Genomic DNA, 23636 nt, shown 5'->3' with positions numbered 1-23636 from the left:
CCGTCGATCCAATTGTTACCTACGGGTAAACGCGGTGAGGCGGAGGTTTTCCACGGCCCGGATGCACGCGCCGTTCGTCGCGGCGCCGTGCCAGACTTCCTTGCGCGCTCGGGTCCCGTGAAGGGGGTCCGGGCATCACGCCATGGAAGGGACGCGGGAGACCAGTGCGTATCGAGCGGCACGAGGTGAGGGCCGAAGCCCTGGCCAAGGCTACGGACGACTTCCACGACCGGATCGGCGGGATGGTCCACGGGGAGCAGGAGGCCGGACGGGAGCTCCACGGCTGGGACATGGTCGCCGACGACCTGCTGGCCTACGCCGGGGCCCGGTCGGCCGACGATCCCTCGATCGACGCCGACGCCGTCACCGCCCTGTACTCGGCGGCCGAGGCCCGGATCGGGGCGCTCAAGCTCGATCACGCGCCCGCGTCGGCGGCGTTCCCGGTGTTCCTGACCTATACGGGCACAGGAGTGTCCTACTCCGGGGACGGTGAGGACGGTGACCCCGAGCCGGTGGGGTCCTGGGACTGGATCCGGACCGTGTACCTGTGCCTGGTCGCCGGAGCGCACGAACAGAACTCGGGCGCCCTCCTCAGCCTCGCCTCGGCGTTCGACGAGGGGGAGGTGCTGGCGCGCGGCCTGGCCTACTACCTCTTCCCCGAGGCGGGAGCGGAGCGGGACCAGCTCCTGTCCTACGTCGACTCGGCTGTGAGGGGTATCGCCGACGACGGGGAATTCCCGCACCCCGACCTCCTCCAGCTGCACTGTCTGCTCTCCGGGGAGGAGGAGCTGTTCTGGGAGCTGATGACGGGTCGCCTCCAAGCCCATCGTGAGCGGTCGTCCGACGACTTCCCCGCGTCCCTGCTGCCCGTCGAGGCGATCGCCTTCGCCGCGATGGCCGTGCGTACGGAGGGTTGGGAGCAGCCGTTCGAGACGGACTACCTGCCGCGCCGACTCGTCGTGGGCGAGGAGGGGTGGGGCGCTCCGCGCGTGGGTCCCTACGGCGCCGACAAGGACGCGGGAGCACTGAGGGAGCTGGCCCAGGGGCGGTTGGCCGTGGTCCGGCCGGCCGAGGCGCCCACGTTCATCGACCGGATCCTGGAGCGCCGGGACGAGGAGTCCCGGGAGGAGCTGCGCGACGCGTGGAGCCCCAGCACCCTGCCGAGCATGCTTCCGTGGGCACTCCAGTCGTCCGCCCGGGACGAGATCCGCAGGTTCCAGCTCCGTTCGCTCGCCGACCCGCACGCCCGCGACCCGCGCCAACTCGAAGCGCTCACCCACGCCTCCCAGTACACGGCCGCCGCCTTCGCCAGCGTGACCGGCGCGGAGGACACCGTCGAGGTCACCCTCGGCCCGACCACCGCGCCCCTGCGTGCCGTGCCTCCCACCGGGGACGTCAACGAGGGGGCGCGTACGGTCGCGGTCGAGTACGCGGTGCTCTCCGGATCGCGGGAGCGCTTCGACGCGCTGTTGGCCCACCCCACGGGCGCTTTCGCTGGCCGGAGGGCCCAGGGCGGCAACCGGGTCTTCACGCTGTACCCGGGGGCGTTGCTGGCCTACCTGCGGGTGGAGGCGGCCCGGTCCCGCACCGCCGGGCCCGAGGCGCGGGACGCCGAACGCCGGGCGGCGCAGGCGCGCGCGGCGATGGACGACGCGCTGGCGGCCCTGCCCGGATACCAGGTGATCCCGGGTTTTCCGCCGCCGCCGGTCGTCGCGCTGTCCCAGCTGGTGGCCGGTGACCGGGAGGGTTTCGCCCTGGCCCTGGCCGACGCGCTGGAAGCACATCGGGACGCCTTCAGCGTGGGCGACAAGAAGGGGGACAGCGACGGATACGTCAGTACGCGTCTGCTCGCGCTCGCCTGCCTGGCCAGCGCCCGGGGCTGGGATGTGCCGGTGGAGAGCGACTACCTGCCGCGCGGTGTCCTGGACCATGCCGCCGGGCTGTTCGCCTGATCCGGGGCGAGCGGGGGCCGCGGCCTTGCGCGGACGTTCCTGGACATCTAGTATCCAGGTTTATGAGGATGTCCGAAGGGGTCGAGTGGGGGCTGCACAGCTGCCTCAACCTCGCGTGGGTGGGCTCGGAGCGGGCGGTGCCCAGCGCCAGGCTGGCGGAGTACTACGGGCTGCCCGCCGCGTACATGAACAAGCAGCTCCAGGCGCTGGCGCGCGGCGGGGTCGTGTACTCGACCCCCGGGCCGCGCGGCGGGTTCCGGTTGGCGCGCGAGCCCGAGGACATCACTCTCATGGACGTGGTGGGCGCGATCGAGGGGCGTGAGGAGGCCTTCCAGTGCACGGAGATCCGGAAGCGGGGGCCGGGCGCGCCGGACGAGACTCCTCCCGGATCCTGCCAGATCGACCTGGCGATGCGCAGGGCCGAACTCGCCTGGCGGCGTGAGCTCGGGGCGCAGACGCTCGCCGAGATCAGGGCGTCGGTGGACCGTATCGCCCCCGGGACGGCCGAGCGCGTGCGGAGCTGGTTCGCGGGCGAGTGACGCGGTGACGATGGGCCCCTCCTCGGAGGGGCTTTGGTCGGAGGTAATCCTGGATGTTTCCTATCAATGATTATGGGTTCAACGGGTTCGAGGTGGCGATGTGAACGGCCGGAGCGGGGACGTGCGCGGGGACGACACCGGTCAGGTGGACGGGCGCGTCGACCGCCGCGCGTGGTTCGCCGTGTCCGCCGTGGCGTTGGGGATCTTCGCGCTCATGACCACCGAGCTGCTGCCCGTCGGGCTGTTGACCGCCGTCGGCGCGGACCTGTCCGTCACGGACGGGACGGCCGGGCTCATGGTCACCGTGCCCGGTTTCGTGGCGGCCGCGACGGCACCGACGGCCGCGGTGCTCCTCGGCCGCGTGGACCGGCGCACGCTTCTGGCGGTGTTCGTCGCGTTGATGGCGGCCGCGAACGTCGCATGCGCCCTGGCGGAGCACTTCGCGCTCGTCCTGGCGGCCCGAGCCGTCGTGGGGGTGAGCATCGGCGGATTCTGGTCGATCGCGGGCGGACTGGCGCCGCGCCTCGTGCCGGAACGCCACGTTCCCCACGCCACGGCGGTGGTCTTCGGCGGCGTGTCCTCGGCGTCCGTGGTCGGGGTGCCGCTGGGGACGCTCATCGGCGACCTGGCCGGGTGGCGGGCGGCCTTCCTGTCGGTCGCCGCGCTGGGCGTCGCGGCCCTCGTCCTGCTCGTCGTCCTGCTGCCGCCCGTGCCCGCGCGGGCATCCACGCGACTGGCGGACCTCCCCTCGCTGCTGGTCGGGCACCGGGGCGTGCGCACCGGTGTGCTGCTGGCCCTGCTGCTGGTCACCGGCCAGTTCACCGCCTACACCTTCGTCCGTCCGCTGCTGACCGACGTCGCCGGGATCGACGCGACGCTGACGGGCGGGCTGCTGCTGGTCTACGGGGTCGCCGGGATCGTCGGGAACTTCGTCGCCGGAAGCGGCCGTGACGTCCGCCGCACGCTGTTCACCGCCACCGTGGGCCTGACCGCCGCGCTCGGCGTATTCGGGCTCGCCGGCGGGGTCCCGATCGCGGCCGTCGCGGCGCTCGTGGTGTGGGGCCTGGCCTACGGCGGGGTGTCCGTGGGTCTGCAGACGTGGATGCTGCGCCACGCATCGGACGTCCCCGAGGCCGCGACGGCGCTGCTGGTCTGCGCCTTCAACCTGTCCATCGCTCTCGGTGCCCTGGTCGGCGGCCTGGTGGCGGACACCGTCGCCGTCGCCGCGATCCCGTGGGTCGCGGGCGCTCTCATCCTCCTGGCGGGCGCGGTGCTCGCCGAGTTCCGTACATCGAATCCACAGAGGAGCTGACATGTCGCACACGCTGAGCAACCCCGAGGGCCTGCACGACCCCGTGCCGTTCGGGTACTCGCACCTGGCCGAGACCTCCGGCGAGCTGGTGGTCGTCGCGGGGCAGTACGCCTCCGACGAGGAGGGAGGGGTGGCGGTCGAGGACTTCGCCGCGCAGGTGGAGTTGGCCTTCGCCCACCTGGGCAGGGCGCTGCGAGCCGCGGGGCTGGAGTACCGGCACGTGGTCCGGTTGGGGACGTACATCGTCGACCACGACACGGAGAAGCTGGCGATCCTCGGGGAGCGCGTGAACGCGCTCTGGGAGGGGAGGCCGCCCGCCCAGACGCTGCTGGGGGTGGCGGGGCTGGCGTTGCCGGGGATGCTGTTCGAGGTCGATGCCCTGGCCGTCCGGGGCTGAGGCCCCCGCTGCCCGTGACTTCGCTCTGGCGGTGGTTCGGCTCTGGCGGTGGCCGGGAGGGCCGCCGCCAGAGCGGTCGCGGTGTCCGGGTCAGCTGGGTGAGGGGGCGCCGGCCGCGAGGTAGACGCGGACCAGGCTGGCGAGTTCGTCGAACTCGCCCCGCTGTGAGGGCGGTGGCGGCTTCGGTGCGAGGAGGTCACCGACCGGGACCCGTGGCCGGGGGAGGCATGTTCGACGCTGGGGGCGGGGGCGGGGGCGCATGTACGGGCGGACGAGCGCGCCGCCGGTCTCGTCGGGGTCCTCGGGCGGAGGCGCCGGGGTCGCGGGGAGCGGCAGCGGCCGGGGCTCCTCGGGGGAGCCGGTGGGGAGTTCGCGTCGGCGCGGAGCGGGCCCGATCGCGGTTGGCGTTGGCGTATTGGGCACGAACACGAGGGTCAGTGCCGCCGCCAGCGCCGTCGCCGCGAGGGACCAGAGCTGGCCAGCCAGGGTTCGGTGCCGCCTGCGGTGGCGGCCGTTAGGGTGGTGCACGGTCGTCCTCCTGCTGTATTCAGGGGTTGATCGCGCCCCGGCTCGGTGGTCCTAAGCACCGATTCGGGGCATCTTTTGCTTGTGCCGCTCTGGCGGGTGTCAACGGCCCCGTGGGGCTGCGCTTCCCGACGTCGCGGTGCTGTGCTTCTGGTTCAGTCAGACGGCCAGGTCGCGGTGAGGGTCGATCAGCGCCCAGACGGTGAGCGGGCCGCCTCGGAATCCGGTCCACCACCACTTCTCCGACAGCGCGGCCACCAGGCGCAGGCCGCGTCCGGACGGGGTCGTGTCGTCGACGTGGTCGGGGAGCGTCGGAACGGTGATCGGGCGCAGCGCCCGGGGGCCGTCGTCGGTCACGCCGACCAGGACGATCTGTCCGGGCATGACCTCCACGGTCACCTTGACCCGGCCGTACCGGCCGCCCGAGGCGGTGTGCACGACGGCATTCGTGACGAGCTCGCTGACCGCGAGTTCGACCAGGTCAGCCGCCTCCTGGTCCAACCCGGTGGCCCGCGCGCACCAGGTCCGGATGCGGCCGACTTGCTCCGGGGTCCCGTCGAAGTACGCGGCGAACACCCCCGCCCGACGGCTCTTGACGCGGACCGGCAACCCACCCACCACCCGCCGGTCCTGGCTGTGGCCGCATCGCGGCCTCGGGACGTCGAATCCGGGCATCGCAACTCCTCCATGCTCTCGCGCTTCACTCCGCACATGGCTTGAACACCGGGCCCAGCGTGCTACGAGACGCCGTGCGGTTGAGAGAGAAACTAAATGAGGCAGCCTCATTTCGCAAGAGCCTCGTATATATTGTGCATCGAAGTCGTATTTGTTCGCTTCGCTTCTGCGACACTGGAGGCCCTGTGGTGACAGTCACGGCAAAGGAGGGTCTCGTGACGACCGGAATGCCTGTGCGCAGGCGGTACCTCGTCATCCAGCTCAGGCGTCTTCGCAACGCCGCGAAGATGACTCAGGACGAGGTGTGGAAGGCGCTGGGCTGGGGCCGAGCCAAGATCCAACGGCTCGAAGCGGGGGAGTTCCAACGCGTCAAGGCCGGCGACATCATGGCCTTGTGCCAGCTCTACGACGCCCCTGAGCCGGTCGCCGAGGAGCTCGTTCAGATCGCTCGGGAGTCTCGGACCGACAAGCCGTGGTGGCTTCAGTACCAGGACGTCCTGCCTGGAGCCTTCGTCGGACTCGAAGCCGAGGCGACGATGATCCAGGAGTTCAGCATCGGCCTGGTGCCGGGCCTGCTCCAGACGGAGCCCTACATCCGCGCGCTGCTCGCCTCCTCCATCGGAAACTCCGAAGAACAAGCCGACCTCCGCCTGGAGAGCCGACTCGAACGTCAGAACAAGGTGCTGGGACGGAGCGAACCGGCTCTGCTGTTCGCCGTCATCGACGAGGCCGCGGTCCGCCGTCAGATCGGCGGACCCGATGTGATGCGCGGCCAGATCGAACACCTGCTGGAGATGGGGTGCCGTCCGAACGTGGAGATCCAGATCCTGCCGTTCACTTCCGGCGCACACGCCGCAGGAGGACTACCGTTCACGATCCTCAGCTTCAGTGACCGCAACAGCGCCGACAGCGTCGTCTTCCTGGAGTCCCGGGGCGATGGCTTCTACTTGGAGTCCCAGGAAGAGATTCACCGCCATAGGCTGATCTTCAGCCGGACTCAGGGCAGCGCCCTGTCCGTAGCCGAAGCCGCGGACTTCCTGGAGTCCCTGATCGGGTGACGCGTCGACCAGAATTGAGGCCTTCCATGGACACGACGATCACGCAGTGGCGTAAGAGCAGCTACAGCAACCCCGACGGCCCCCAGTGCGTCGAGGTCGCCGATCTGCCGGGTGTGACAGCGGTTCGCGACACCAAGAACAGGGGCCTCGGGCACCTCGCGTACCCCAGCGCCGAATGGTCCAGCCTGGTCGCAGCCCTCAAGACGCTGAGCCAGTAGTTCTCCCGGGTATCCCGGGCTCAGCCGGGCATTTCCTGCTCGCCCGAAACGCCCCGATGAGATGGACGAAGTCGAGCTTCAGCAGTACCGGAGCGAAGTGCCTTCAGGGTCGGGCCTCGCGCGGGTATGACCGGGTGGCACGACGAACGCCGAAGGCGGGCTTCACGCTCACCGACTCGTACCGGGGCCGCGTGCGCGGGCTTGATCAGTGGCTGAAGCCGTGCGCGGACCGGATCCCGATGCCGGACCCGGTCCGCGTCATCGCTGTCGGCCAGCACAGACCTGTGCCGCTATCGAGTGGGCTCTTCCGCGTTGCCGTATGGGGTTGGAGATGAGAACACGAGGCGGGGCTCAGCGAGAATGTCCCGGTCTAGCACCTTGAGGTAGACCTCGGCGACGCTGCCGAAGGTCGCGGTGTCGTAGTCGAGGTCGAGCATCGCGACGGCGGCGCGAACCGCCTTCTCGTCCGGACCTTCGACCTCGAGGTAGGTGGGCAGGTCCGGCCAGGTGTCGATGTCGTACGTGACGCCGTCAAGCTGCCATTCCTCGCGGTAGTTCTCCTGGTAGTGCAGCGCCGTGAACCCCATGGCCTCCAGCAGGTGCTGGGCGGCGTGGAAGTCGGTGACCTCGACCTCGGCCTCCAGGATGCTATCGATTGCCGAGTCGCCATCGGTGTCGTTGGCCTGCTTGTAGGTCAGCATTGTCTTGTCGCCTTGTTCGCGCAGGCGCAACCATCCCCCACGGTCGCTGATGTCCTGGTTCTTCAGAACCACACGCCGCATGAGGGTGCGCGGCATCGCGCGGGTGGCGCCACGGTCGCGGAGCCGGGTGGTGATGGCCTCGGTGTCGACGGCCAGGAAGCGGGCTTCGAATTCGGGGGTCATGTGGCGATCGGCTCCTTGGTCGGTCGTGAGGCGATCGACAGCCCCATGGGGTGGATGTGCGGGCGTGCTCGCCCGACGTGGGGGCGCGACGAGGGTGGGCGTGTACGCCTCCCAGGCGATGCAGTAGCGGTGCGGCTCGCCGGTCAAGCGGGAGAGGAGCGCGTAATCGCCGTCGAACGTGTCGACCGCACACCAGCCGCGCCGTGTGCCTCGATCGGTTTGATGAACAAGGAGAGACGTCTTGGTCGCCTGCCGGACACCCTGGGCGGGGGAGGTGGCCACAGGATGAGTCATCGGATCTCTGGATGGCGGCGTTGTCACGTCCGGCCACCAACATAGGCGACGTTGGGGATGGGCGGGGCTCATTCGTCGTTCTCACGATGGCCGCTCGCCCGGACCAGGACGACAGTTCTCGGCAGTTATCGCCTTCCCCGTTGCGTGGGTCGCTTCTGGCCTCCTATCCTTTTCCGCAACGCGTTGACGGAGACGAGTAGCCGCGGGATCGCGTGAGCCGAGAGAACTGCCGGTAGCTGGGAAGGCAGTCTCGCGCCCCACGGCGAAGACCCTCCCGAGCGCGGGGAGGAACGGCCCTCTGCGGCCCCATGCCCCGCCGGACGGCCCCCGTCACAGGGCCCGAACGAGGTCGCTGCCTGAGCGACGAAAGTGCGGTGGCACCGCGAGTTGCCCTTCTCGCCCGCACTCCCAAGGGATCATGACGAGGTCCTTTGGAGGACTGCTGTGATCCACCCGACGAGCCGTGTACTGGTCGCTGACCTGCGAGAACACGTCGGAGAGTCTGTCTCGATCTCAGGATGGGCGAACACCCTTCGCCTGCAGAGCAAGATCCAGTTCGTGGTCGTGAGGGACCACACCGGCATGGCCCAGGTCGCGCACAAGCGAGGTGGCGCTGGTGACGTTGTCGAGGCGGAACTGGAGCGTCTGACCACGGAGTCAGCCGTCCGCATCACCGGCCGCGTGGTCGACAACCCCATCGTCAAACTCGGTGGGCTGGAGATCGTTCCCGAGTCCGTCGAGATCCTGAACCTGGCCGAGACGCCCCTGCCCATCGACGAGCACACCGGGCTCGAACAACGCCTGGACTGGCGCTTCCTGGACGTGCGTCGCCGCTTCCCCGCCCAGGTGCTCTTCGCCGTGCAGACCACTCTCGAACAGGGCATGCGCGAGTACGCCTACGCGCAGGGGTGCACCGAGATGCACACCCCCAAGCTGATGGGCACCGCCTCGGAGTCCGGCGCAGAGGTGTTCAAGCTCGGCTACTTCGACCGAGACGCCTATCTGGCCCAGTCACCGCAGTTCTTCAAACAGATGGCGATCGCGGCCGGCATCGACAAGGTCTTCGAGGTCGGCCCCGTGTTCCGGGCCGAACCTTCCTTCACCTCCCGGCACGCCACCGAGTTCACCGGTGTGGATGTCGAGCTGGCCTGGATCTCGGACGTCGAAGACGTCATGGCCTTCGAGGAGCGGATGCTCGCGCACGCGCTGGCCAAGGTCGCCGACGTCCACGGTGAGGCGATCCGGGAAGCCTTCGGCGTCGAAGTGACGGTTCCGTCGGCGCCGTTCCCCCGGATCACCATGGCCGAAGCCCAGGACATCCTCCGCGCCGAGGGTTGGGACCCCGAAGGCGGCAAGGAGGACCTGGACCCGGAGGGGGAGCGCGGGATCGCCGCCCACATCCGGCGAGAGACCGGGCACGAGTTCGTCTTCGTGACTGACTATCCGGCCAGTATCCGGCCCTTCTACCACATGCGTCCGGCCGGGCGGCCTGACCTCACGTGCAGCTTCGACCTGCTGTGGAAGGGGCTGGAGATCACCACCGGCGCCCAGCGCGAGCACCGGTACGACGTCCTGCTCAAGCAGGCCGCCGAGAAGGACATGAACACCGGGCCCATGCAGGACTACCTGAACACCTTCCGGTACGGCTGCCCGCCGCACGGCGGTCTCGGCATGGGCCTCAGCCGTGTCCTGATGGTGCTGCTCGGTCTGGACTCCATCCGCGAGGCCAGCTTCCTCTTCCGCGGCCCCAACCGGCTGACGCCGTAGAGACGCGCCTGAGGGTGGTCCTGCCCGTCGCGGCAGGACCACCCCAGTTCCCGTCAGTAGCGGGTGTTGCGCAGGTCGTGCAGCCAGGCTTCGGCGGGATGGTCATCCCAGTAGCGGCGGAGGGCCACTTCCCGTTCGGCGTAGACGCCGTGGTGGCACAGGGCACCGTGGGAGAGGTTGATGCTCATGCTGAGCGGTGTCTCACTGGTGACCCAGTGCGGGGTGAGGGCGTGGCTCCACAGCATGTCTCCCGGCTCCATACGGATGGAGAGACGCTCGGCGTCGATGTTGGCGGGCGGTTCTTCGGCTGTGGTCTTGCCGATGACGGCGTCCTCCGCCGTGAGGACGCGGTCAGGGTCGACGTAGCTGTGGAACGTCTTGACGCCCTCGACCTGCCACACCAGTCCATGGGAGTTGTCGTTGTGGTAGGTCGAGGCGGTGCCCTGGCTGGAGATGAACAGCAGCGGAGCGCACCGCTGCCAGGTGAAACCCTGCGCTGAGAGAAGCGTGCGCCACGGGGTCATGACGGCCTCCTGGAAGCCCTCCAGAAAGCCTGTGTAGAAGCGGCTTAGGTTGAAGTGCACCAGCCGAAAGCGCCAGGTCAGAAGCTCCTCCAGCGGTGCGCTCCGGAAGGCCGCGGTGCGGTCCAGGCGGACCTGCCAGTCGTCCGGATCGAGGACGGTGTAGCGCACCTCGTTGTCGCGTCTGATGTGGTCGAGGACGTCGACTGCCTTCGGGAGTTGGAAGCCGAAGGGGATGAGAGGGGCCGCGACAGGGAAGTTCGGTGGCGTCCGCCAGCGAGCGACGAACTCTTCGGATGTCGTGACGGGTGTCCGCACGAATGACCTCGCAGGGTGTCAGGGACGACAGATGGCAGCGCAGTCTGCGGTGACCCGGTCAGTGGTCGGTCGGGCGAGGAACTCCCTGACCTCAGACCGGGGTCGGTGGGTGCTCACGCCGACCTCGCTGTACGGGCAGCGCCTCAGTCGGCCCTCAGCGGAGACGTACAGCGCTCGCGACCGGCAGAGGTGCCGACATCCTGGAGAGCGCCGCATGGACCGCAGATGGGCGAGGTAGTCGCGAAGGCCATCCCCGAGTGCGAAGTGACGCTCGAGCACGGCCGCGTCGAGTCGCTGTCGCTCCTCGTAGTCAGCCACGGTCATCCGGGCACGCTGGATCGCGAGCTCGTCGAGCAAGACCGGACTGAACTGGAGTTCGGTTCCCGCCTCCGCCACGAGCCGCGCCAGCTCACCGCATTCGTCGTCGGCGAGGTCCCAGTAGCTGACGTGCAGGACGCCTGCGGGGGCGTCGATTTCCAGCAGCGTACGGATTCCCGACTCCACGGAACGCCTGGTCCGACCCAGCTTCATCGCGCCACGCGAGTCCGCGGAGACGGTCACGTTCTCCACGAGGTGCGCGACTTCGGCGAGGGCGGTGACCTCGGCCTCAGCACGGGCCGAGGTCACCACGGAGACGGGCAGGCCGAACTGGTGAGCGAGACGAACCAGTTGCCGGAGCTCGGGGTGATGCGTCGGCTCACCACCCGTGAGGCAGATACTCTCGACGCCGATCTCCCTGAGGCGGGACAGGGACCGGGTGTACGTCGCGACGTCCAGGAAACCGTTGGCCCGATCGGCCCGGAAACAGAATCCGCACGCGACGGCGCAGTGCCCGGCGGTGGAGACGAGCACGGTCCGGAACCACGGGGTGCTCATTGCACCCCCGTGTCGTCCCAGACCGCGATCTCGACCGTCCCGGTGTAGAAGGCGCACATCTCCTCATCAGGCGCGCCCGCGCCCACCAGGGCCTGCTCATTCCGTGACGGCCCGCCGCAGACGGCCAGCGCAGGACAGTCGCCGCACTTCTCGTACGGGGCGACCTCCTTGGCCACGCCGCCCAACAGCTCCGGGGCAGCGCGCAACTCATCGAGCGTGTGGATGAAGCTGGGCTCGGTGAAGTTGATGTCGCACAGGCTGATCCTGCTCCCGGACAGGAGCGCCGCGTTGAGGCTTCGGTCTCCCTGCATGTGGTCGAAGAGCATCGGGCGCCGGGTGTCGAGAGCCTGGAAGGCCCGGTCGAGGACGGAGAAGAGCATGCCGCCCTTGCTGAGCGCGGTGAGCCGGGCCTCATAGAGTTCGCGTGCGAGGTCGCGTCCCTTGACGCGCCAGCGCCCTCCGGAGGGAATCGGGGTGTTGACGTAGATGAACTTCAGCCCGAGCTCCTCGATGATCCACGAGACCGTCTCGCCGAGCTGACCGATGTTGGCCGCCGTCGGTGTGAGATTGCATCCCACGTAGAGGCCGTCGGCCTCCAGCAGGCGCCGTACGTTGGCGCCGATGCGGCCGTCGGCGGATTGACCGCCGAGGAGCCTGCGGTTGACGGCGTTGATGGCCGGTGGGCCGTCGACCGAGATGCCGATGCCGTACTGGTACCGGACGAAGTGCTCAAGCATCTCGTCCGTGAGGCGGGCTCCGTTGGTGACGACGGTGCGGCGGATGCGTCCGACATCGTGCCGGGACGCGAGCTCGTCGGCCAGCGCGTCGCCGTAGCGCATGAGATCGAACCGGATCGTCGGCTCACCTCCGAACCACTGGATCGAGACTTCCCGCTGTCCGGCGTTCCGTTCGAAGAGATACGCCAGCCCCTCCACGAGCTCCTCGTGTGTCATGTCGGGCTCGCCGGTGTTGGTGTCGACGAAGCAGTACGTGCAGGCCATGTTGCAGCGGTCGGTGAGCACGACGCGCAGCCCGCTGATCCGGTTGGGAGTCGGGTCGAGGCCCAGGTCGTGGAGGCGGGCACGGAGAGCTTCACGCCGGTCGGTCGGCGGTCCGTCCGAGGTGAAGCCAAGCCCGTCGAGGGCGTGATGGGTCGCGGTCGGGGGAACCGCGGACAGGTCAGCGACCTCCCCGCGGTCGAGGTACACGCTGTCCAGGCCGACCGGGTCGAGGAGCACGGACTCCCCGTCCCGGTCGTACTGGACGTACTTCCCCCACAGGAGGTGGGAAGAGGTCATGGTGTCAGGCCGTTTCCTCTTCGCTGATGCCCAGTTCGGCCATGGCCTCGCGGGTGGCCTTCTCGTACGTGGCCTGGAGTTCGGCCGAGGCGGCGGGCGAACCGCCGTCCGCCAGGACGATCACGCCGGGCAGGGTGGGGTTCGGAGCGATGACGGCGATTCCGGCAGGCTTGGTGCTGATCGCCATGATGGCGCCCTCGACGGGCACCCAGTCGACCTTGTCCTTGACGGCTTCGAGAATCCTGCCCTGCCGCTCCTGGAAGGACTCGCGCTCTCCCATCCAGACCCCGGCCTTGCTCTTGGAGTCCACGACGTCGGCGTAGATGAGGTGGTCGGTCTTGCTGCGACGAGCAGTCGGCATGTCCTGCCTCTCTTCGATCGGTACGGAGGCGTTGCGCTCCGTGTGAAGCAGACTGCCTGTCACCAGCGTCAAGCGGGCTGTCACGCCGCTGCACCCCCGCGGAATCGTCGTCGCTCACGCGTGCCGTGAGCGGGAATGCGGCCATCGCACGATTCGCTGCCGCAAGCGTTGAAGTCGCGCTGAATTTCCGTCGCAGCGACCGGCATTCAGCACCGCTCAAGGAGCTCTACGCTGTTAGCGTCGTCGGTGTCGGTCGAAGGAGTTTCGGTGGGCTCAGTGCAGCGCTGGACCGGAAGGGAGGCGCGCGCACTGCGGCGGGCTATGCGCAAGAGTGTGCGTGGTTTCGCCTCCTACCTCGGCGTCAGCGATCGGACGGTGTCCAATTGGGAGTCCAGGGGTGAGGCGATCGAACTCGTACCGGACTCTCAAGCGTTGTTGGATACAGCCCTGGAGCGCAGCGGCACAGAGGTCCAGCAGCGGTTCTGGAGCACTGTCGGTGATCCGAAGCCCGCTCCTGCGGCCACCTCGGACAGTTACTTCCCGATACCCATTCCGGAGCCCGGATTGGTGCACAGGTCAGCCGACTTCGAAGGACTCGTCTCTGTACTGCGAGAGGCGTCGGCGGCTGAGGGCATCGCCACGGCAGCTGTCTGCGGACCGGGCGGCTTCGGGAAGACCACGCTGGCGACCCAGGTGTGCCGCGATCCACGCGTTCGAGAGCTCTTTCACGAGATCTTGTGGGTGGAGACGGGCGAGGAATGTACCCCCGCCAGGGTGGTCGAACTCGTCTCCGATCTCTGTGTGCACCTTGACGGCAGTCGACCAGCACTCGCCGACCCGGAGCAGGCGGGTTTCCATCTTGCCCGTTTGCTGCAGGGGCGCCGAGCACTTCTGATCATCGACAACGTCTGGTCCGCCGCCGACCTCGGCCCGTTCCTCTTGGGTGGAGAGGAGTGCGTCCGGCTCGTCACCACCCGTAACATCCGTGTGTGTCCTTCATCGGCCCGCGTCGTCCGCCTTGGGCCGATGACTCCGACCGAGATCAGAGAACTGCTCACCCGTAACGTCGCAGCCCTTGACCAGCAAGACACAGCGAAGTTGGCCCACGCGTGCGGTGGATGGCCGCTGCTGGCCTCGATCGTCGGCTCCAACATCTCGCAGGACGTCACAGCTGGGGCACCGGTAGACCGCATCGCCTGGGAAGCGAGCGAGACCCTCCGCACCCATGGTCCCCAGGCATTCGACGTTTGGGACGCGGATCAGCGGAAGAACGCCATCGGGCAAGCGATCGCGTCGAGTTTGCGCAGCCTTGACGAAAGCGTCGTCATCGCCGGTCGCGCCGATCTCAAAGACCGTTACCTATCGCTCGCCGTCTTCCCACCCGCGGCCCCCATTCCCGTGTCGGTCCTCACGCACTGGTGGCACAACGCCTTCGGGTGGCCTCCCCACGCCGTGCGGCAGTTCTGTCGGCTTCTGGCCGACAGGTCGCTTCTCAGCGCCTATCTCGCCGATCGTGACGCGGTCATCCTCCACGATGTCTTCCGTTCCTATCTGCGGCACACGATCGGAGAAGACTGGGCCGCACGTCACCGATCCTTGATCGACACCTACCGGCAGACCACCGATGGCCAGTGGGAGACGCTGGACAGCGTACACACCTACCTATGGCGTAACCTTCCGTACCACCTTCACGAAGCCGAGTTGGACACCGAGCTAGTCGGACTGCTCGCCTCCCCTGCGTACATCGTGCACAAGGTGAATCGAGTCGGGCACCAGGCGCTGACAGCGGATGCGGCCGTGCTGGATTCGCTGCCGCGCCAGCACGAGGACTCGCATCCCCAGCACCATGTCTGGATGACAGCCCGCATGATGGCCGAAGCCGGTTACCTCCTGATCGGGCTCGCGAACCCCGCTGACATCGCCGCGACCCTCGCTATCGCCTTGAAACGGTCGCCGCTCCCCTCCGCCTCCCGCGCGTTGGATGACCTGGCCCGCTCTGGAACCACCCTCCAGACCCAGTGGCTGCGCCATCCGGAAGTCGAGCAGCGACCAGAGGCGTCGGACGGGCACGTTGGGGCCGTGGTCAGTGTTTCCACCGCCAATCGCCTCGTAGCCTCGGGCGGGGAGGACGGAGTCGTCAGACTGTGGGATTTCGGTGCCCGGAGGCTGATTCGCACGCACCATGGACACACCGGTTGGATTTTCGCCACCGCGCTCTCCCCGGACGGGCTGGTTGTCGCGTCAGCGGGAGACGACGTGGTGATTCGGCTCTGGCGCACTGACACCGGTGAACCGGTTGGGGTCTTGACGGGCCACAACAGGCGGATTCGCAGTCTCGCCTTCTCACCCTCCGGTGCCTTCCTCGTTTCCGGCGCCGAAGATGGAGCCGTTTGCGTCTGGGATGTGGACCGCCTGGTGCTCGTTCGAAAGATGCAGACAGTCGGAACTCCGGTCTGGTCCGTCGCCGTCGGAAACGGCGCTGAACCTGCCATCGCCACGGCGGGCGAGGACGAGTTCGTCCGACTCTACGACTTGGGCACTGGACGCCTGCTGGATGAGCGCGCCGCACACCGGGACTGGGTGCGCTCCGTCGCGTTCGCTCCGGATTCCTCTGTGCTGGCATCCGGCTCCGGAGATCGCTCCGTGCGCGTCTGGAACACGAGCGAACGCCGCCTGACGCCCATACGCCAGATTTCAGACCTCAACGCGCGGGTGCGTGCCGTCGCTCTTTCCGAGCGGGCCGATGTTGTTCTCGCCGCGACAGAGGAACCGAGAATCCAGGCATTCACCTCACGTGGGGCGGTTGGCGATGTGCGGCTGCCACCTGGGGTTGACTGGGTACGATCGATCACCCATGCGAACGACGGCACCGTGATCGCAGGATGCGAAGACGGTGGCATTAGCTTGTGGAATACCGCTGGCCGCAGTGGGGCCGAGACGCTGGGCCTGGGCTCGAATACCGTTTGGTCCACGCAGTTCGTTGCTGGAGGCCGTATCGCTGTGGTCGGCGATGGTGCGGGCTCTGTCGAACTCCTCGACGCGGAGACGTGCGCACTCCGGCGCAAGCTTTCAGCGGCCCACGGACGGGTGTGGTCGCTGGCTGGGGGCGACGAGTACATCGCGGTGGCGTGTGGCGACGGCGCCGTCAGAGCTTGGGCCTTGGACGACGCGAGCTGGGAGCTCACCCTGAACCGGGACGTCACCCGCTCCTGGGCGGTGGCCATGGCCAAGTCCACGCCGCGACTGGCCGCGAGTACGAGCGATGGGCACATTCGCTGCTGGGACCTTCCCTGCGGCACACTGCTCTGGTCCCAGGATGTCCATGCCGGCCGTCTGCGCTCGATCGCTTTCGACGACAGCGGAGAAGCGCTAGCCGCGTGTGGGGGCGACGGCTCAGTCCGCGTATGGCAGGCGTCTGACGGGGAATTCAGGAGTCGCTTCACCAATCCCAGTGGGTGGGCTCGCTCAGTCACCCTCGACAGCAAGGGGACGCAGGCCGCCGTCGGGGCAGGCACCGGCGAGATCTCCGTACGCGACCTCCGTGCTGACCGGTTCACCGCCCACCTGTCCGGACACACCGGCCGCATCCTCATGCTCGGCTTCGCCCGCCATGATGATCATCTGGTATCGGCCGCCGCCGATGGAACAGTGCGGCTGTGGTCACTCAGCGAGCAGAGGCAGATCGCCGAGGTCCGCGTCGACGCCTCACTGCACTGCGCGGCGTACGACGGGGTGAACGACCAGGTGCTCGTCGGCAGCGCGGCGGGTGTCGTGGCGTTGAAGATCGGGAACTGACCAGCGGTACGAAACGAGCTGAGAAGAGAAGGCAGTGGAAGCAGCTGACAACACCAGCAGGACCGACGCTCCGGCGATCACGAGCGGTACCCCCGGGACGTTCGCGTGGGGTGTCCTCGCCAAGCGCCACCCGGCACTGATCCAGCAGGTTCGCGACGCCTTTCCCTACGCTCCAGAGCAGCGCCGAGCCCTCGACGTCATGCTGGAGGAGATCACCGAAGGTGTCATCGAGCCGCTGCCGGAAACCGCCCACGACCACAGCACTTGGACCGCCTGGGGTCGTGAGTGCTTCGGCCGTTCGTGGTTCGAGGCCCCGTTCCTGTGGGCCGAGAGCTACTTCTACCGCAAGCTCCTCCAAGCCGTCGGATACTTCGCGCCCGGCCCCTGGCAGGGGGTGGACCCCTTCGCCCCCTTCAAACAGGCCGAGCTACGCAGCGAGGAATTGGCCGAGGAGCTGGTTGCACTTGGCGACCTGGCGGCGCGGCCGGAGCAGGAACGTGCTGAAGCACTGCTGCACGCCTCGCTCTGGGGCAACCGCGCCGACCTGGGCTTCCGTATCTCAGCCGGAGACGCAGCCCATAGCGCCGCGGTCTCCCACCTGGTCGCCGACGACAGCCACCTGCTCTGGTCACTCCTGACCGCCGACGAACCGGTCACCGTCAACGTGGTCGCCGACAACGCGGGCCGCGAACTCATCCCGGACCTGGTCCTCATCGACCACCTGCTCCGACACCGCCACGCCAGCGCCGTCACGCTTCACGTCAAGCCCTACCCCTACTACGTCTCCGACGCCATGACGGCAGACGTCATCGACTGCCTCCGGCGCCTGCTCCACGCTCCAGGCCACGCCGGGGAGGTCGGTCGGCGCCTGTGGGAGGCCATGAGCGCCGGCCAGCTCACGGTGGACGCCCACCCCTTCTTCTGCGCGCCACTGCCGTACCGGGACATGCCCGACGACCTCCGCGCGGAGCTCTCCAACGGCGACCTCACCATCCTCAAGGGCGACCTCAACTACCGTCGCCTCGTGGGCGACCGGCTCTGGGAACCCACGATTTCGTTCCAGGACGCCACGGCGTGCTTCCCTGGGCCGGTCGCCGCCCTGCGCACCCTGAAATCCGACGTCATCACCGGCCTTGGCATGAAGACGCTGACCGAACTGGATGGAAGCGGTCAGGATTGGCGTACCAGTGGCACCCACGCCGTCATCCAAGTCCGCAGATAGTTGAGCACCTTGCCACTCAAACTTCGGCCGCGAGCACGAACTCGACCACGACTCCGTCGAACGCCTGGCCACGTCACCATCGAAGCTGCTAGTGCTAGACGATGTGTTGGCCGCGACCTCCGACGCCCGTACGAGACCTCAGTGCCCCCAAGGACGTCGGGTACGCAAGTTGGATCGTGCTCGGTTTCGTCAACGTCTCTGATGACCACGAGATCAACGCGGTCGCGGTCTTCAGTGAGTTCAAGAGACCACGCCGTCATCACGCGGTGTACCAGTTGAGCCTGGATCGAAGGGCCCGCCTTGTCGGGCCACGGGTGACACGCATGTTGATGACACCTGGACTCCCGCGGCCGAGCAGCGCATCTTCACTGGCAGGACCGAGTGCTGGCGTGCTCGGTGTAGACGACTCAGTAACTGTGTCTCGCCATGGATCCACGAGATTCTTGCTGGTCAGGCGGATGGAACTCTTGGTCGCCTCAAGTAATCGGGCATTAGGAACATTTCTCCGCAAAGCTGACATGGAGCCATAGGGTGTCGCAAATGGTCATGGGTGGTACTACACACGCTGCTCACGGCATATCCTGAGGTCGGAAGCCTTGGGAATGTGCGCTTCGTCCATACAGGCGGTTTAACGCGAGAGTGAAATGATGAGGGGGGTCCTCGTACATGCAGAGCGATGACGCCGCACCGTGCCGTCACGCGGAGCTTCCTCCGCCGTCAGTTGTGGACTCCGTGGTCCGTCTGGTCGAAGGTCTGAGCGAGCACCCAGACCTTTTGGCCGAGCATGGAATCACGCAGAGGGAGCTCACCTGGGCTCTGCCGGCAGCCATCGAGCAGATCCGGGGGCGTAGAAGCGCCGGCGTGGGTGTCCGGCGAGAGTTCATGACGGCGATGCTGCAAGGACTCGTGCGCAAGGGGATCGCGTCGGTGCTTGAAGAGCCAACGCCTGGAGCCGACACCGTCTATCGACTCAGAGTCAACGGACTGGGGGACGTGGCAATCATTCAAAAAGGTGCCCCGGACGGTGCCCAAGGCAGCGTGAAGTGGAAGGTCCCAGACTGGGCGGAGGAGGCCTACCTCTGGTGGGTATTCGACGGAATGAATCGCCATCCTGGAAGTGAAGTGGCTAAGGGAGTCAGTCGGCTGCGCAAGGTCTTCTTCAATGAGGATCGGAGGCAGCTCGACGGGGTGATCTTCCACAACCAGCTGTGTGGGACGGGGAGCCGGGTGTGTCCGAAGCAGGAGCATGCCACCGAGTTCGGTGATCTGAACGTTCCACCGCCTTGCATCTATGTGATGCCTGACACCGATCCATGCGCCAAATCTTGGAACTGGGACGGATCGACGCGACGCAGGTTCCCAGAGTTGTTGTTGAGCGCTTTTGGAATCCCCTCAGACAAGGCTTTTCTATTCACGGGACATGTGGGGTTTCGGGGAACAGATGACAAGGGCAGGCGCACGGTGATCACTTCGCGGTACGGCCACGCCAAGACCACTACATTCAGGAGTTGACCTGTGAGTTTCTCGATGCTCGATCCTGACCGGCGTGACTTCTTGGCCGCCCGACAGGAGATAGGTCGCAATCATCTTCACGCGTGGCCTCGGTCAGAGAAGAACCTTCGTTTGGTCGAGCTCGAGATCGATTGGGTTCGATTCTCAACGCTGAACCACCGCACTAAGGCGGAGCAACAGCGATTGACGCGCCAACGGCAGCAGGAGGACCTGTTCTCCGCCGACCCTCTCGGTGAGTTTGCTCAGGAAGCCCAATTGGCGATCTTGGCCGATCAGGAGAAGTTCGGTGACCTTAAGGAAGACTTGCTTGCACGCGGACAACAGGAACCAGCCCTAGTCACGGCTGACGGTGTTCTGATCAATGGAAATCGTAGGACAGCCGCCATGCGGACGCTGCGGGCCGAAGGGCATTTGAAGTTCAAGTACGTTCGCTGTCTCGTGCTGCCGGACGACGCCACCCCTAACGAGATCCTTGATCTGGAAGCAGAGCTACAGGTCGCGCGCGATTTCCGAGAGGACTACTCCTGGATCAACGAGGCTATGATGATCGAGGAGCTCTACGAGAAATACGATCGCGACTGGAGTCAAGTGGAGCAGCGTATGCACCGCTCTAGAAGCGAGGTCAAGGCTCAGTATGAGAAGTTGTTGCTAGTGCAGCAGCTGGTCGATCAGTCTCAGGGGGCTTTCCTTCCTATTGACTTCACTGACAATGAATCAGCTTTCACTGAACTAGCCGGGCACATCCGTGGCAAGCCTGCGGCCGTGGCTGCAGGCATCAAGAATGCCTACTTCCTAGGAATTATTTCCGGGGCAAACTATCGAGACCTGCGCCATTTCAGAGGTGTCGGAAATCCCGGAGACCTTGTGGCTTCGGAGCTGCGGGGAGAGCGTGTGCTCGAGGGGGTTCTTGACGTTGCGGCATCCGCTGGCAGAGATAGTGGCGAAGCCGACTTGCTGGATGACTTCCTGGAGGATGTCGAGCCTGAAGGAACGGTCGTCGAAGATCTCTTGCAGTTCGTGGTAACCAAGCGTCCTGAAGACGTTATCAGAGTTTCTGACGGCTCCAACGTGTCCATGCAGAGCACTCTGCACAGCATTCGTGGTTCCATCACTGCAGCGGCAACCGAAGCGAAGGAGCGCGCACGGGAGCAGAATGTGCTGGATGCTCCATTTCAGGCAACGGGTGCTGCGCTCGACAAGCTGAATCGGATTCCGCTTCAACTTCGCAAATCGCGCGCGCACTCCGAATGGAACGAAAACGCCTTCCAAGAGGAGCTCGACAAAATCGAGAAGCTTCTTCAGGAGCTTCGGGAGACCTCATGATCTCCGTCGAACTCGAGCAGCGGCGGGGTCGTCCAGTCGTGGCCCTGCGGCGGGACAGCACGGCTAACCCGGGTGCATGGGCCCTGTTGCAGGAGGCGCTGCAGCGCGGTGTGGTGGGCGGTTCCCGCGACGAGATCGAGACGCGCGCGGACGTTTTCTTTGCCGAGTTGGAGTCTGTTGCAGCAGCCCGCAAGCGGTTCGGTCAGCGCATCGTGTTGGGGGAAGAGCTGTCTCGACAGCTCCGGGTGCTCTCCGAGGACCGGAAACAGCGGGAGAGGGTCTCTCAAGATGCTCCCGTGATCGAGCCTGGAACCCTGGCCTCAGAGCTCGCGGAGGCTGGTTTTCGGCGCACACTGAGGCCGTTCCAACTGGAGAACCTGGCCCGATTGACGAGCCTGCCTCACGGTGCCGACTTCTCGGTGCCCGGCGCCGGCAAGACTACAGTCGCGTTGGCGGGTTTCGCGTTGGGTCGGGCACGTGGCGATGTGGAACAGTTGCTGGTCATCGGTCCGATCGCAGCATTCCAGGCATGGAAGGAGGACGCCGCGGAGTGTCTGGCTCCTGCACCTGTGCTGGAGGTCCACACAGGAACCCGCACAGTGCTGCGGGATGACTTGACCGTGTTGCTCACCAATTACAATCGGGTGGCCGCTGACTACGATCGCATTCGCTCTTTCATCGCTCGCCGCCCTACTCAGGTGGTTCTCGACGAGGCCCATCGGATAAAGAAAGGCGAGGCCGGTGTGCACGGACGCGCCGTGCTGGACCTGGCCTATGCTGCTCGACGGCGCGACGTGCTCACCGGCACTCCGGCTCCGCAGGGCGCCAACGATCTGGTGGCGCCGATCCGGTTCCTCTATCCAGGGCAAGACCGCAAGATTCTCCCCCCGGGCGCGTACACCGAGTCCAATGGAAGAGACCCTGACGTCGTTGCAGCGACTAGCGCTGCGATTGACCGCTACTTCGTTCGGACCCCGAAATCCCGGCTGGAGCTGCCGCCTGTCAAGATCGAGACCGTCAGCGAGCCGATGGGTCGAGTTCAACAGGCGATCTATGAGGCGCTGGAAGGGCGTTACCGGGGCGCATTCGCGTTGGAGACGAAGGAGCGCCGTGACTTCGGGAGGTTGGGTCGCGTCCTGATGTACCTGCTGGAGGCAGCGACCAATCCGTCGCTTCTCACTACAGGTTCCGATGAGCACGACCAGGCGGAATTCGCTCATCCGCCGTTGGACGTACGCGGTGATGAGGCGCTGGCTGACCTACTGCGGCAGTATGCCCAGTACGAGTCCCCGTGGAAGTACCGCAAGGTGAGGGAGATCGTCGAGCAGGCCGCAGCCCGTAACGAGAAGGTGCTGGTCTGGTCGACCTTCGTGCGCAACCTGAAACTGCTCGGCGGAGCGCTGAAGGATTTCCAGCCCGCGATCGTCCACGGCGGTGTGCGCCCCGCCGATGGGGCTCCTCCAGGGGCGCTGACGCGCGACTCGGAATTCGACCGTTTCCGCAATGACCCCCATTGCCGCGTGCTCCTGGCCAACCCTGCCGCCTGCGGCGAGGGCGTCAGCCTGCACCACTGGTGCCACCACGCTGTCTATCTTGACCGGACGTTCAACGCCGGTCACTATCTACAGAGTCAGGACCGCATCCATCGGCTGGGCTTGCGTGATGACGTAGAGACCCGCTTCACATTGCTCGTCAGCAGCGACAGCATCGACGAGACAGTCGACGGCAGGCTGCGGGACAAGATCGTCGTCTTGGCGCATTTGATGAACGATCCGGGGTTGGTGGCTGCGGCTCTTCCCGAGCCTGACACTGACGAGAGCGTCCCCGCTGTGCTGGAAGACGACGCTTCGGCGCTTCTGCGCGCTCTGCGACACCGGTCATGACTCTGCTTCCGCGCCATGGCCTCGTCTTCGGGGTCCTTCTCCTCGCACACGCCTCCCAGGTACCGCGCGTTGACGTTGCCGCATGGGTCAGGGCGGCGTCCGAACGGGCCGGACATTGGAGCCGTTCCCTCGACCTGTCCACCGTCGCCCGAGCCCTGCTTGAACACGATCTGGCCGAACAAACCTTGGACGGAATCCGTCCGGCACCACAGCTGAGGGCACTGCCGGCCATGGATTCCAGCGCGATGCGGGCTGCAGCGCGTGTTCTGCTGGCAGCTTCACCGCCCGTTTGGCTGACCCAAGCAGTCCGCTCCAATGCTGTGGTGCATGATTACATCCCGGACGCTGACCTCAAGGCTCTCGCTTGGCTGGAACCCGGGCTGGACTCTCTACTGGTCGACGTCGCGGTCATGCACCACAGCACCCAGGAGGACGTCTGGCGGAAGCGTGTGGGGGAGGCTGCAGAGGCCGTGGTTCTGTCGGCGTTGCGACGTGAGGGTCGCCTGGCACGGCAGGTGTCTCTCGTGTCCCCCTCATACGGCTACGACATCGAGATCGGCAACCCTCCGTTGGAACGCATCGAGGTCAAGGGCGCAGGACCGGAGACATCAGGCAGCTTTCATATCACACGCCATGAGTTCGAGACCGCCCTGCGTTACCCAGACACCTACAGCGTCGTCCAGGTCGTCTTCCACTCCAGTGCGTTCAGTGCCGAAGTGCTGCGAGGTGAGCATGTTGCCGCTGTGATTCGCCTGGCTTCGCAAGTTCTGTGCTCTATCGTTCCTGCGGACACGGAGACATTCACATGGGAGCAGTCTGCCCTGCTCAGGCCGCCCACCATCGCCTGGAGACCCACAGCTCTGAGACCGGAGGAGGGGTTCTTCGTTCCGGGATTGCGCTAGCCAG

The 23636-nt window shown here is 66.6% G+C and carries 20 protein-coding genes; 13 read left to right on the top strand and 7 right to left on the bottom strand.

Features of this window, described 5'->3' with window-relative positions:
• Positions 1-164 precede the first annotated feature (164 nt).
• The 4 genes from ACIBFB_RS05990 (at position 165) to ACIBFB_RS05975 (ending at position 4200) form a co-directional block, all read left to right on the top strand.
• On the top strand, positions 165-1952 hold the full coding sequence (locus ACIBFB_RS05990; protein ID WP_397226754.1) for an Imm49 family immunity protein: 1788 nt from the start codon (positions 165-167) through the stop codon (positions 1950-1952).
• Positions 1953-2020: 68 nt separating this feature from the next.
• Positions 2021-2491: an RrF2 family transcriptional regulator gene (locus ACIBFB_RS05985; RefSeq protein ID WP_397226752.1), complete on the top strand. Its 471-nt coding sequence runs from the start codon at positions 2021-2023 to the stop codon at positions 2489-2491.
• A gap of 100 nt (positions 2492-2591) precedes the next feature.
• Entirely contained in the window at positions 2592-3803 is a 1212-nt protein-coding gene (locus ACIBFB_RS05980) for an MFS transporter (protein ID WP_397226750.1), read from the top strand.
• Position 3804: 1 nt separating this feature from the next.
• Positions 3805-4200, top strand: coding sequence for a RidA family protein (locus ACIBFB_RS05975; protein ID WP_397226747.1), 396 nt, complete (start codon positions 3805-3807; stop codon positions 4198-4200).
• Positions 4201-4290: 90 nt separating this feature from the next.
• Here the strand turns inward: ACIBFB_RS05975 and ACIBFB_RS05970 are convergent, their stop codons facing one another.
• Both ACIBFB_RS05970 and ACIBFB_RS05965 read right to left on the bottom strand, forming a co-directional pair.
• Positions 4291-4728 (bottom strand): hypothetical protein, encoded by a 438-nt coding sequence (locus ACIBFB_RS05970; RefSeq protein WP_397226745.1) that lies wholly within the window; start codon positions 4726-4728, stop codon positions 4291-4293.
• A 156-nt stretch (positions 4729-4884) separates the two neighbouring features.
• Positions 4885-5400: an ATP-binding protein gene (locus ACIBFB_RS05965; protein WP_397226743.1), complete on the bottom strand. Its 516-nt coding sequence runs from the start codon at positions 5398-5400 to the stop codon at positions 4885-4887.
• Between the two features lie 215 nt (positions 5401-5615).
• Here ACIBFB_RS05965 and ACIBFB_RS05960 point away from each other — a divergent pair, with 215 nt between their 5' ends.
• Both ACIBFB_RS05960 and ACIBFB_RS05955 read left to right on the top strand, forming a co-directional pair.
• Positions 5616-6458, top strand: a complete 843-nt coding sequence (locus ACIBFB_RS05960; RefSeq protein WP_397226741.1) for a helix-turn-helix domain-containing protein — start codon at positions 5616-5618, stop codon at positions 6456-6458.
• Positions 6459-6484: 26 nt separating this feature from the next.
• Entirely contained in the window at positions 6485-6676 is a 192-nt protein-coding gene (locus ACIBFB_RS05955) for a DUF397 domain-containing protein (RefSeq protein ID WP_397226739.1), read from the top strand.
• Positions 6677-6966: 290 nt separating this feature from the next.
• On the opposite strand, the gene ACIBFB_RS05950 is transcribed toward ACIBFB_RS05955, so the two are convergent.
• Positions 6967-7560: a class IV adenylate cyclase gene (locus tag ACIBFB_RS05950; protein ID WP_397226737.1), complete on the bottom strand. Its 594-nt coding sequence runs from the start codon at positions 7558-7560 to the stop codon at positions 6967-6969.
• Between the two features lie 738 nt (positions 7561-8298).
• Here ACIBFB_RS05950 and aspS point away from each other — a divergent pair.
• Positions 8299-9621 carry an aspartate--tRNA(Asn) ligase gene (aspS, locus tag ACIBFB_RS05945; RefSeq protein WP_397226735.1) on the top strand — a complete coding sequence of 441 codons (1323 nt, stop codon included), beginning with the start codon at positions 8299-8301 and terminating at the stop codon, positions 9619-9621.
• A gap of 53 nt (positions 9622-9674) precedes the next feature.
• Here aspS and ACIBFB_RS05940 read toward each other — a convergent pair whose 3' ends face one another.
• The 4 genes from ACIBFB_RS05940 to ACIBFB_RS05925 are packed head-to-tail and all read right to left on the bottom strand — an operon-like array spanning position 9675 to position 12995.
• Positions 9675-10460: a hypothetical protein gene (locus tag ACIBFB_RS05940; RefSeq protein WP_397226733.1), complete on the bottom strand. Its 786-nt coding sequence runs from the start codon at positions 10458-10460 to the stop codon at positions 9675-9677.
• Between the two features lie 18 nt (positions 10461-10478).
• Entirely contained in the window at positions 10479-11336 is an 858-nt protein-coding gene (locus ACIBFB_RS05935; RefSeq protein WP_397226731.1) for a radical SAM protein, read from the bottom strand.
• Positions 11333-12634 carry a radical SAM protein gene (locus tag ACIBFB_RS05930; protein WP_397226729.1) on the bottom strand — a complete coding sequence of 434 codons (1302 nt, stop codon included), beginning with the start codon at positions 12632-12634 and terminating at the stop codon, positions 11333-11335. The genes ACIBFB_RS05935 and ACIBFB_RS05930 overlap by 4 nt, the downstream gene beginning before the upstream one ends.
• 4 nt (positions 12635-12638) lie before the next feature.
• Positions 12639-12995 (bottom strand): hypothetical protein, encoded by a 357-nt coding sequence (locus ACIBFB_RS05925; protein ID WP_397226727.1) that lies wholly within the window; start codon positions 12993-12995, stop codon positions 12639-12641.
• 267 nt (positions 12996-13262) lie between these two features.
• Between ACIBFB_RS05925 and ACIBFB_RS05920 the strand changes: the two genes are divergently transcribed.
• From ACIBFB_RS05920 to ACIBFB_RS05895, 6 genes are all read left to right on the top strand, one after another.
• Positions 13263-16790: an NB-ARC domain-containing protein gene (locus ACIBFB_RS05920; protein WP_397226725.1), complete on the top strand. Its 3528-nt coding sequence runs from the start codon at positions 13263-13265 to the stop codon at positions 16788-16790.
• 34 nt (positions 16791-16824) lie between these two features.
• Entirely contained in the window at positions 16825-18012 is a 1188-nt protein-coding gene (locus tag ACIBFB_RS05915) for a damage-control phosphatase ARMT1 family protein (RefSeq protein ID WP_397226723.1), read from the top strand.
• Positions 18013-18678: 666 nt separating this feature from the next.
• Entirely contained in the window at positions 18679-19524 is an 846-nt protein-coding gene (locus tag ACIBFB_RS05910; RefSeq protein WP_397226720.1) for a hypothetical protein, read from the top strand.
• Positions 19525-19527: 3 nt separating this feature from the next.
• Positions 19528-20847, top strand: a complete 1320-nt coding sequence (locus ACIBFB_RS05905) for a ParB N-terminal domain-containing protein (RefSeq protein ID WP_397226718.1) — start codon at positions 19528-19530, stop codon at positions 20845-20847.
• Entirely contained in the window at positions 20844-22730 is a 1887-nt protein-coding gene (locus tag ACIBFB_RS05900) for a DEAD/DEAH box helicase (protein WP_397226716.1), read from the top strand. The genes ACIBFB_RS05905 and ACIBFB_RS05900 overlap by 4 nt, the downstream gene beginning before the upstream one ends.
• Positions 22727-23632 carry a DUF3883 domain-containing protein gene (locus ACIBFB_RS05895; RefSeq protein WP_397226714.1) on the top strand — a complete coding sequence of 302 codons (906 nt, stop codon included), beginning with the start codon at positions 22727-22729 and terminating at the stop codon, positions 23630-23632. Before ACIBFB_RS05900 ends, ACIBFB_RS05895 begins: the two co-directional genes overlap by 4 nt.
• The last annotated feature ends 4 nt before the right edge of the window (positions 23633-23636 follow it).

It is taken from the genome of Nocardiopsis sp. NPDC050513 (assembly GCF_044457925.1).
In the GTDB taxonomy this organism is placed as follows: Bacteria; Actinomycetota; Actinomycetes; order Streptosporangiales; family Streptosporangiaceae; genus Nocardiopsis.
This window is presented reverse-complemented; position numbering and strand designations above follow the sequence as displayed.